The organism is Mixta sp. (assembly GCF_024610815.1).
Lineage (GTDB): Bacteria > Pseudomonadota > Gammaproteobacteria > Enterobacterales > Enterobacteriaceae > Mixta > Mixta calida.
In genome coordinates this window covers 1-9,411 of sequence record NZ_JANION010000152.1, presented here as the reverse complement: position 1 = coordinate 9,411, position 9,411 = coordinate 1, and the positions used below count along the sequence as shown (strand labels likewise).

Genomic DNA, 9,411 nt, shown 5'->3' with positions numbered 1-9,411 from the left:
CCACGCGCCCTGATGAGACTGAAATTCGCCGTCGCTAAACATCTGTTTTTGACTTGTGGTCATCTGCCGCTCTCCGTTATTAATCCTGCGATCTGTTGTTAACAAAAAGATATAAAACTGTTGATTTTTTCCACCTTGACCTGGGAAGGTGCGGAACACCTTCTTCTGATTGCCATGCGGTTTTGTGAAATGGCAAAAATGCACGGATCAAGCTACGCAGAACGGCATAAGAAGAAAATTAGCTTTCAGGTTAAGCGGTTAGGGTATCAGTTCACTTCTGCGTCCCGGCGGCGACAATGTAATGAATTTGTGATCGATATCGAGCCCACCTGCTTATTTTTGCCACAGTGCCCTACAGGCGGGCAGTCAGCGAAAGGCTGACCAGGAAATGAACTCTTTAGACTCGCGGTAACCGGGAGAACCTTCTCCTGCTGGCCTCAACCCTACTAAGGAATAACGATGAACAACGCAATCCTTGCCGGCATTTTCTGGCATTTGGTGGGCGCCGCCAGCGCCGCCTGCTTTTATGCCCCGTTTAAACGCGTCAGGCACTGGTCCTGGGAAACCATGTGGTCAGTGGGCGGCGTCATGTCATGGCTGATTCTGCCCTGGGCGGTCAGCGCCGTGCTGCTGCCTGATTTCTGGAGTTACTATCAGCAGTTTTCACTTGCGCAGCTGACGCCGGTATTTCTCTTCGGCGCCATGTGGGGCATCGGCAACGTCAACTACGGGTTGACGATGCGCTATCTCGGCATGTCGATGGGCATCGGCATCGCTATCGGCATTACGCTGGTGGTAGGTACGCTAATGACGCCGCTGTTGCAGGGACGCTTTATGGTGCTGTTCAGCTCCACCGGCGGCCGCATGACGCTGCTGGGCGTGCTGATCGCGCTGGTGGGCGTCGCAATCGTCTCGCGCGCCGGCTTCCTGAAAGAGCGTGCGCTCGGCATTAGCGCCGAGGAGTTCAATCTGAAAAAAGGGCTGGTGCTGGCGGTGCTGTGCGGCATATTTTCCGCCGGGATGTCGTTTGCCATGGACGCGGCGAAGCCGATGCACGAAGCGGCCGCCGCCGCAGGGATCAATCCGCTTTACGTGGCGCTGCCCAGCTATGTGGTGATCATGGGCGGCGGCGCGCTGGTCAACCTGGCGTACTGCTTTATCCGCCTGGCGGTGAAGCCTTCGCTGTCGATCCGCGCCGACTTTTCGCTGGCGAAGCCGCTGTTGGGCGCCAATATCGCCTTCGCCATGTTGGGCGGTCTGATGTGGTATTTGCAGTTTTTCTTCTACGCCTGGGGACACGCCAATATTCCGGCGCAGTATGACTTTGTCAGCTGGATGCTGCATATGAGTCTTTATGTGCTGTGCGGCGGCATTGTCGGGCTGCTGATGAAAGAGTGGCATGCGGTTGGACGTCGCCCGGTCAGCGTGCTGTCAGTCGGATGCCTGGTGATTATCCTCGCGGCGAATATCGTCGGCATGGGCATGGCGGGCTAAACGGCGCGACAAGCGCATCGCGCAGATCATCTGCGCGATGCGCCTGGCCATGTTATTTTTGACGTTCAATCACCGGCTGTGCATGTTTACCGGCGCGCTCGAAGCGTTGACGCCAGGCGCTGGGGGTGAAATGGGTTTCGCGGGTAAACACGGCGGAGAAGTAGTTGCTGTCGTCGAAGCCGCAGCGCGCCGCCACCTCGCCAATCAGCAGGTCGGTGCTGCGCAGCAAATATTTCGCCTGACAGAGCTGCAGCTGACGCAGATAGTGGCCAATCGTCATGCCGGTTTGCTGGCGAAACAGCTGCTTCAGCGCGCGTTCGCTGAGCTGATTGTGGTGGCAAAAGGCGGCGAGATCGAAGGGGCGGCCGGTGCTGGCCTGAATCGCCGACATCAGCAGATCGAGCTGTTCGCCTTCGGGCAGTTCCCCGGCGCGCTCGGCGACGTAGCGGTGGCGGCGTAAAATCAGCGCCAGCTGCAAAAACAGCGCCTCCGCCAGCTGCATGGAGAGCAGGTCGGTTTTACGGCTTTCCTGCTCCAGCTGTAAAATCACGCCGCGCGCCAGCGCCATGCCGCGCGTGGTTAAACGCCAGTGAGCGCGGTAGTCGGCGTCGTCCAGCGGCAGCAGCTGCGACCAGTCGAGACCAAGGCGAAAGCGTTCAGGACAGTAGAGAATATTATCCAGCACCAGATCGTTTACCGACTCGTAGCTGTGGCAGTCGCTGTGCTGGATGTAGAAAAGGTCACCGCAGGTTACCAGCCAGGGGCGGTCGTTGAGCACATGCAGGCCGTTGCCGCGCCAGACAATGACGATTTCGCTGAATTCATGGCGATGCGGCGGGAAAGAGGGCTGCGGCGCACGATCGGCCACCGCGACCGGCATCGCCTCCGAGGGAAAGTAGTCCGCTTTCGCCAGTATCAGCGCCATATTTTTCTCCCTTTACCACATCTGCTGTCGCTCGGCGCGCGGCGCACAGCCAAATTCCCGGCGGAACAGCGTCGAAAAATGGTTGCTGTCGCCGAATCCGCACTGAAAAGCGATATCCGTGATGCGCATATCGCTGTGGCGCAGCAGGTGCCGCGCCTGTAACAGCCGCAGCCGGTTCAGATAACGCTGCGGCGTGCTGCCGGTTTGCTGCTTCAGCTGACGATGCAGCGTGCGCAGCGACAGCGAAAAGCGATCGGCCAGCGCATCCCAGTCGACATCTTCGCTGTAGTGTTCATTCAGCCAGTCAAGCAGCCGCAGCAGCCGCGCCTCCTGCGCGTCGCTCTCCTGTTCGCGACAGCCCTGGCGCAGCAGCACCAGCAGCTGCATAAAGGTCAGCTCCTGCCGCACGCGCTGTTCAGTGGCGTCGCCGCCGTCGGGCTCCTGCAACTGCGCCACCAGCGTCTTCGCCTGCGCCATCACCCGATTGCTGATGCGCCAGTGAGAAGGGTAGCGGCCATCGTGTTCCTGCGGCAGCAGATCCTGTAACCCGGCGAGAAAGCGAAACGCCTGCGGGCCGCGCCACAGCACGTTGGTTAAATAGAGGTTCTCGGTCTGCTCATAAAGGTGCCTGTCGTGATCGCGCACGAAACAGACGCAGCCGCCGCACAGCGACTGAGGCTGGCCGTTGAAGATATGGATGCCCGCCCCCTGTTCCACCAGCACGATCTCATGAAAATCATGGTGGTGTTCCGGGAATACGCCCTGCGGCGCTCGCGGCTCAACCGCCACCGGCAGGTCGCCGTCAGGAAAAAAGTCAGCGCTGTGTAACACGGTCATGATACGTCCTCGTTATTCTGCATGGGACCGATACTAGCCAGCGCGGGCTTAACTTACCTTGAATTTTGCACCGCAAAACAGGCTTAAGCGGTTAATTTTTCAAGAAACAGCTGAAAATCTTCAGAATTGCGGCAAGTGTCACATCGTTATGTCAGACGAGTGAAAAACAGAACTGTGAGTTGCTTCACGTCTTTCTTGACGCCCCTGCCAGCCGGACGCAAAGAGTGGCAGTGTCAGTAAGGTGGCGAATTCGCAGCATTTTACACTGGTGAGCATGTTTCATCAGGAAGCGAATCTTATGACGCACCGCAATTTTGTTGCCATCGACCTCGGCGCCTCGAGCGGCCGCATCATGCTGGCGCGCTACCAGCCGGAAGCGCAATCACTGACGCTGGAGCAGATTGGCCGTTTCGCCAACCGGCGTCATCAGTCGGAAGGGTATGACTGCTGGGATATCGACGCGCTGGAGCAGGCGATCCGTGACGGACTGGAGCAGCTGCTGGAGAGCGGGATCGTGCCGGAGAGCATCGGCATCGACACCTGGGGCGTGGACGTAGTGATGCTGAACCAGGCGGGCGAGCGCGTCGGCCTGCCGGTCTCTTACCGCGACAAGCGCACCCACGGCCTGATGGCGCAGGCGCAGCGCGAGCTGGGACGCGATCTTATCTGGCAACATACCGGCATCCAGTTTCTGCCTTTTAATACGCTTTATCAGCTGCGCGCCTTTAGCCAGACGCATCCCGATCTGGTGGACGAGGTCGCCCATGTGCTGATGATCCCGGATTATCTGCAATACCGGCTAACCGGACAGCTTAACTGGGAGTACACCAACGCCAGCACCACGCAGCTGCTTAACCTGAAAACCGGCGAATGGGACAGCGAACTGCTCCGCTGGGCGGGCGCGCGTGCGGCGTGGTTCGGCAAACCGCGTCAGCCGGGAACGCAGGTCGGCGAGTGGCAGAGCCGCAGCGGACTGCGCATTCCGCTGGTGGCGGTCGCCACGCACGATACCGCCAGCGCGGTGTTGGCGACGCCGCTGGGCGCGTCCGATGAGGCTTATCTCTGCTCCGGCACCTGGTCGCTGCTCGGCTTTGAAAGCGCGACGCCGTTCAACAGCGCCGCCGCGCTGAGCGCCAATATCACCAATGAAGGCGGGGCGGAAGGGCGTTACCGCGTGCTGAAAAACATTATGGGGCTGTGGCTGCTGCAGCGCGTCTGCGACGAGCTGCAAATTGAAGACCTCTGCGCGCTGATCGAGGAAGCCGCGCGTTATCCCGCCTGTCAGGCGATTATCGACGCCAACGACGCCCGCTACATCAATCCGGCCAGCATGGTGCGCGAAATTCAGGACGCCTGCGCGGAACAGGCGATGCCGGTGCCGCACAGCCCGGTCGCGCTGGCGCGGACCATTTTCGACAGCCTGGCGCTGCTCTATCGCGAGGTGATGGAGGAGCTGTCGGCGCTGCGCGGGTCACCCTTTAGCCGTCTGCATATTGTCGGCGGCGGCAGCCAAAACCCGCTGCTGAACCAGCTCTGCGCCAACGCCTGCCAGCTGCCGGTCAGCATCGGGCCGGTCGAGGCCTCCACGCTCGGCAATATCGGCAGTCAGCTGATCGCCCGCGGCGAGCTGGCGGACGTCGAGGCTTTCCGCCGCTGCGTTGCGCAAAATTTTCCATCCCGACTGATTAACCCTCTCACAGACAGCGCGCTAACCGACGGCTGGTCGCGTTTTCAGGCGCTGAAACAACCGCGTAAGGAATTATGCTTATGACCAGGCTTACAGAACAGGCTTTTGAACTGGCGAAACAGCGATTTGCCGATACCGGCGTCGATGTCGAAGCCGCCATGACCCAGCTGGATAAGATTCCGGTTTCCATGCACTGCTGGCAGGGCGACGACGTGCGCGGCTTTGAAAACCCGCAGGGCGCGCTGACCGGCGGCATTCAGGCCACCGGCAACTATCCGGGACGCGCGCGCAACGCCGACGAGCTGCGCGCCGACGTGGATCTGGCGCTGGGGCTGATCCCCGGCCCGAAACGCTTCAACCTGCACGCCATCTATCTTGAAAGCGACAAACCGGTGGATCGCAATGAAATTGAACCGCAGCACTTCGCTAACTGGGTGAGCTGGGCGAAAGAGCGTCAGCTCGGCCTCGATTTCAACCCTACCTGCTTTTCGCATGCGCTGAGCACGGACGGTTTTACGCTTTCTCACGCCGATGCGGGCATCCGTCAGTTCTGGATCGATCATTGTAAAGCCAGCCGTAAAATCTCTGCGTGGTTCGGTGAACAGCTGGGCACGCCGTCGGTAATGAATATCTGGGTGCCGGACGGCATGAAAGATCTCACTATCGATCGCTTTGCGCCGCGCCAGCGGCTGATGCAGTCGTTGGATGAAGTGCTGATCGAGAAACTTAATCCGGCGCATCATATCGACGCGGTGGAGAGCAAGCTGTTCGGCATCGGCGCGGAAAGCTATACCGTCGGCTCAAACGAATTCTGCCTGGGCTACGCCGCCAGCAGGCAAACCGCGCTGACGCTGGATGCCGGCCATTTCCATCCCACCGAGGTGATCTCCGACAAAATTTCCACCGTCATGCTCTACGTGCCGCGCCTGCTGCTGCACGTCAGTCGCCCGGTGCGCTGGGACAGCGATCATGTGGTGCTGCTGGATGATGAAACCCAGGCGATCGCCCAGGAGATCGTGCGGCAGAAGCTGTTCGATAAAGTGCATATCGGCCTCGATTTCTTCGACGCCTCGATTAACCGCATCGCCGCCTGGGTGATCGGCACACGCAACGCGAAAAAAGCGCTGCTGCGGGCGCTGCTGGAACCGACCGACAAGCTGCGGTCGCTGGAGGCGGCGGGCGACTATACCGCGCGCCTGGCGCTGCTGGAAGAACAGAAGTCGCTGCCCTGGCAGGCGGTATGGGAGATGTGGTGCCTGCGCCATGATGTCCCGGCGGATGCAGGCTGGCTGCGCAACGTGCGCGACTATGAAGAACAGACCCTCAGTCAACGGTAAGGATGACGCTATGCAATCGATTCTTTCTTCCTGGTTCGTCCAGGGAATGGTGAAGGCCACCAGCGATATGTGGCTGAAGGGGTGGGACGAACGCAACGGCGGCAACGTCACCATGCGTCTGCTGCCGGAAGAGGTGGCGCCCTTTAAACAGGATTTCGTCGCCGATCCGCGCTGCATTGAACTCAGCCGCCCGGCGCCGGGCCTGGCGAACGACTGGTTTATCGTCACCGGCTCCGGTAAGTTTTTTCGCAACGTTCAGCTTGATCCGGCGGACAGTCTGGCGCTGCTGCAGGTGGATGAAAAGGGCCTCTCTTATAAAATTCACTGGGGGCTGACGAACGGCGGCGTGCCGACCTCGGAGCTGGCCTCGCACTTTCAGTCGCACAGCGTGCGCAAACAGCTGACCAACGGCGCGGATCGGGTAATCATGCACTGCCACGCCACCAACTTTATGGCGCTGAGCTATGTGGTGGAGCTGGACTCGGCGCGCTTTACCCGGCTGCTGTGGGAAGGCAGTACCGAGTGCCTGGTGGTGTTTCCCGACGGCGTCGGCATCGTGCCCTGGATGGTACCCGGCACCGACGAGATAGGCGACGCCACCGCGCAGCAGATGCAGTCTCACAGTCTGGTGATGTGGCCTTTCCACGGCATCTTCGGCGCCGGGCCGACGCTGGATGAGACCTTCGGCCTGATCGATACTGCCGAGAAGTCGTCCGAGGTACTGGTGAAGGTGATATCGATGGGCGGTCTGCGCCAGAGCATCACCACCGAACAGCTGATCGCGCTGGGGAAACGCTTTAACGTTAACCCGTGGCAGGCGGCACTGGACACGGGGCCGGCTCATGTTGCGTAAAGCCTTTGTGATGCAGGTCTACCCGCACTGTCATCAAGCCTATCAGCAGCGGCATTCGCCTATTTGGCCGGAACTGGAGCAAACGTTAAAGGAACATGGCGCGCATCACTACAGCATTTTTCTCGATGAGCGCCGCAGCCTGCTGTTTGCCTGTGTGGAAATAGAATCAGAGGCGCGCTGGGAAGCGGTGGCGCAGACAGAGGTGTGTCAGCGCTGGTGGGCGTCAATGCGCGAGCTGATGCCTGCGAACCCTGATAACAGCCCGGTAAGCCAGCCGTTAAAAGAAGTTTTTTATCTGGCGTAGCGCTGACGCGCCTGGCTTGAAACGTTGGCCGGCAACCCACCCGCATGCTGAAAAGCGATACGGAGAGGGGCGTAGCACAGGGATGCAGCGGAACCGGCGAGGCTGAAATAAAAGAGGGCGGATATTACTATCCGCCCTCTTTAGGTTTATCAGCCGTTGCTGCGCAGTTGCGGATAGCGACGGAAGATGAAAATGCACCAGAACAGCGCCAGCAGCCCGATGATCGCGCCGACGTTGCCGACATCCGCCATCTTAAAGTGCAGGCTCACCTGGTTTCCGAGCAGCGCACCCGCGCCGATGCCGATATTGTAGATGCCGGAAAACAGCGACATCGCCACGTCGGTGGCGTCCGGCGCCAGCGACAGCACGCGCACCTGCATCGCCAGGCCGATGATCATCATGCCCATGCCCCAGATAATGCACAGCACCGACACCGCGAACGGATGCACCGCCGCGAACAGCAGCAGTCCCATACAGAGCGTAATCAAGCCGATAGCGCTCAGCAGCAGCGCGGAAGGAAACTTATTGCCCAGCACGCTAAAGATAATGCTGCCCACAATGCCCGCAGAGCCGAAGATCAACAGCAGGAAGGTGGTGAAGTTCTCGCCCTGAGAAGCGATGATCTGCATAAACGGCTCGATATAGCTGTAGGCGGTGTAGTGTGCCGTCACCACCAGCGTCACCAGCAGATACATGCTGACCAGGGCCGGGCGCTTAAACAGCATCGGCACGCTGCTGAGCGAACCGGTATGCTCGCTGGGCAGCTTCGGCAGCAGCTTAATCAGCATCAGCATCAGCACCAGCGCCGAAGCGCCAATCATGCCAAAGGTGATGCGCCATCCCAGATACTGACCAATAATGCGGCCAATCGGCACGCCTAACACCATTGCCAGCGCGGTACCGGTCGCCAGCATACTCAGCGCCTGGGTTTTTTTACCAGCGGGGGCGACGCGGATCGCCAGCGAGGCGGTGATGGACCAGAATACCGCATGCGCCAGCGCAATGCCGATGCGTGACGCCACCAGCACCCCAAAATTCCACGCCATCAGCGACAGAATATGGCTCAGGGTAAAGATGATAAAAATGCCTGTCAGCAGCAGTCGACGCTCCATATTGCGCGTCGCCAGCATCAGCGGCAGCGACATTAGCGCCACCACCCAGGCGTAAATAGTCAGCATTACACCGACTTCCGGCGTTTTCATTGAGAATGAGGCGGCGATATCAGAAAGCAGACCCACCGGCACAAATTCAGTGGTATTAAAAATAAAAGCTGCCACAGCCAGAAGGACAACGCGTAGCCAGGCCGTTTTGCGGGATACAGGTGTTTGCATGGGATTAAATCAATGCCAGACGCTAAAACAGTAAACAGGATTGATGCATTTATCACCAAAGAGTGATGTGCATCACATTTGTGGTCTATTGTGGTCGATTTATAGCAAGAGCGAAACAGGGAGGTTAAAAAAATTATCGTCCATTGCAGGCGCATAGCAGCGCCGCGTCTTCAGAAAGCTGGACAGATAAGCTTCATTCACGTGCTTTCAGGCGCCGCGCACTGGCTTAACGGCGCGGCGCTGGCGTGTTAAGAACGGGTTTTAACAGGAGAACTGGGGCGCAGAGGGCAGCGCGATCTTTCTTGTCGATTTCTTAATCGGGCGTTGGCCGCAGTTTTCGCAAATTTCAGCTTGCGGATAGTATTTGCGCGCCTGCTTTACTGCATCCAGCTGGGCGTAAAATGTGCCGAGAAAAAAACGATTTTCTAATGGCGGCAAGCGAGAGCAGTTGGCGGTATGTACCAGATGAATACGCGCCATCCCCGCTTTCTTATTAACATAATAGTAATTAGACATCTTCAACCCATTTACTGTGAAATAAATTGCAACATAATGATTTTAATATAGCGGATTTCTACAAAATGCCAATTGCCGTTATTTTTCAGCGAAAAAAAGAGAAGCAGAAAGCTTTTTTGATGATAAT

The 9,411-nt window shown here is 58.6% G+C and carries 9 protein-coding genes; 5 read left to right on the top strand and 4 right to left on the bottom strand.

The features are described from left to right. The first annotated feature begins 459 nt into the window (after nucleotides 1–459). Nucleotides 460–1,494: an L-rhamnose/proton symporter RhaT gene (gene rhaT, locus MYY08_RS11480; RefSeq protein WP_038626078.1), complete on the top strand. Its 1,035-nt coding sequence runs from the start codon at nucleotides 460–462 to the stop codon at nucleotides 1,492–1,494. A gap of 52 nt (nucleotides 1,495–1,546) precedes the next feature. Here rhaT and rhaR read toward each other — a convergent pair whose 3' ends face one another. Both rhaR and rhaS read right to left on the bottom strand, forming a co-directional pair. Beyond that, nucleotides 1,547–2,419, bottom strand: coding sequence for an HTH-type transcriptional activator RhaR (gene rhaR, locus MYY08_RS11475; protein ID WP_084970984.1), 873 nt, complete (start codon nucleotides 2,417–2,419; stop codon nucleotides 1,547–1,549). A 12-nt stretch (nucleotides 2,420–2,431) separates the two neighbouring features. Further along, nucleotides 2,432–3,256, bottom strand: a complete 825-nt coding sequence (rhaS, locus tag MYY08_RS11470) for an HTH-type transcriptional activator RhaS (RefSeq protein WP_038626082.1) — start codon at nucleotides 3,254–3,256, stop codon at nucleotides 2,432–2,434. 298 nt (nucleotides 3,257–3,554) lie between these two features. On the opposite strand from rhaS, the gene rhaB reads away from it, so the two are divergent. From rhaB to rhaM, 4 genes are read left to right on the top strand one after another with little or no spacing between them, the layout of a single operon-like run. After that, complete coding sequence (gene rhaB / locus MYY08_RS11465) at nucleotides 3,555–5,027, top strand: rhamnulokinase (protein ID WP_038626083.1); 1,473 nt, start codon at nucleotides 3,555–3,557, stop codon at nucleotides 5,025–5,027. After that, nucleotides 5,024–6,280: an L-rhamnose isomerase gene (locus MYY08_RS11460; protein WP_288014282.1), complete on the top strand. Its 1,257-nt coding sequence runs from the start codon at nucleotides 5,024–5,026 to the stop codon at nucleotides 6,278–6,280. The genes rhaB and MYY08_RS11460 overlap by 4 nt, the downstream gene beginning before the upstream one ends. 10 nt (nucleotides 6,281–6,290) lie before the next feature. Further along, nucleotides 6,291–7,133, top strand: coding sequence for a rhamnulose-1-phosphate aldolase (rhaD, locus tag MYY08_RS11455; protein WP_038626085.1), 843 nt, complete (start codon nucleotides 6,291–6,293; stop codon nucleotides 7,131–7,133). Then, nucleotides 7,123–7,437 carry an L-rhamnose mutarotase gene (gene rhaM, locus MYY08_RS11450; RefSeq protein ID WP_038626086.1) on the top strand — a complete coding sequence of 105 codons (315 nt, stop codon included), beginning with the start codon at nucleotides 7,123–7,125 and terminating at the stop codon, nucleotides 7,435–7,437. The genes rhaD and rhaM overlap by 11 nt, the downstream gene beginning before the upstream one ends. 149 nt (nucleotides 7,438–7,586) lie before the next feature. Here rhaM and MYY08_RS11445 read toward each other — a convergent pair whose 3' ends face one another. Together MYY08_RS11445 and MYY08_RS11440 are read right to left on the bottom strand one after the other, a co-directional pair. Beyond that, nucleotides 7,587–8,768, bottom strand: coding sequence for a sugar transporter (locus MYY08_RS11445; protein WP_288014280.1), 1,182 nt, complete (start codon nucleotides 8,766–8,768; stop codon nucleotides 7,587–7,589). Between the two features lie 261 nt (nucleotides 8,769–9,029). Next, entirely contained in the window at nucleotides 9,030–9,248 is a 219-nt protein-coding gene (locus MYY08_RS11440; protein WP_288014278.1) for a hypothetical protein, read from the bottom strand. Between the last annotated feature and the right edge of the window lie 163 nt (nucleotides 9,249–9,411).

Excerpts from the sequence above, each read along its gene's own strand:
- MYY08_RS11460 (WP_288014282.1), top strand. The coding sequence starts at position 5,024 with ATGACCAGGCTTACAGAACAGGCTTTTGAACTGGCGAAACAGCGATTT.
- rhaM (WP_038626086.1), top strand. The coding sequence starts at position 7,123 with ATGTTGCGTAAAGCCTTTGTGATGCAGGTCTACCCGCACTGTCATCAA.
- rhaD (WP_038626085.1), top strand. The coding sequence starts at position 6,291 with ATGCAATCGATTCTTTCTTCCTGGTTCGTCCAGGGAATGGTGAAGGCC.
- rhaB (WP_038626083.1), top strand. The coding sequence starts at position 3,555 with ATGACGCACCGCAATTTTGTTGCCATCGACCTCGGCGCCTCGAGCGGC.
- MYY08_RS11445 (WP_288014280.1), bottom strand. The coding sequence starts at position 8,768 with ATGCAAACACCTGTATCCCGCAAAACGGCCTGGCTACGCGTTGTCCTT.
- rhaR (WP_084970984.1), bottom strand. The coding sequence starts at position 2,419 with ATGGCGCTGATACTGGCGAAAGCGGACTACTTTCCCTCGGAGGCGATG.
- MYY08_RS11440 (WP_288014278.1), bottom strand. The coding sequence starts at position 9,248 with ATGGCGCGTATTCATCTGGTACATACCGCCAACTGCTCTCGCTTGCCG.
- rhaS (WP_038626082.1), bottom strand. The coding sequence starts at position 3,256 with ATGACCGTGTTACACAGCGCTGACTTTTTTCCTGACGGCGACCTGCCG.
- rhaT (WP_038626078.1), top strand. The coding sequence starts at position 460 with ATGAACAACGCAATCCTTGCCGGCATTTTCTGGCATTTGGTGGGCGCC.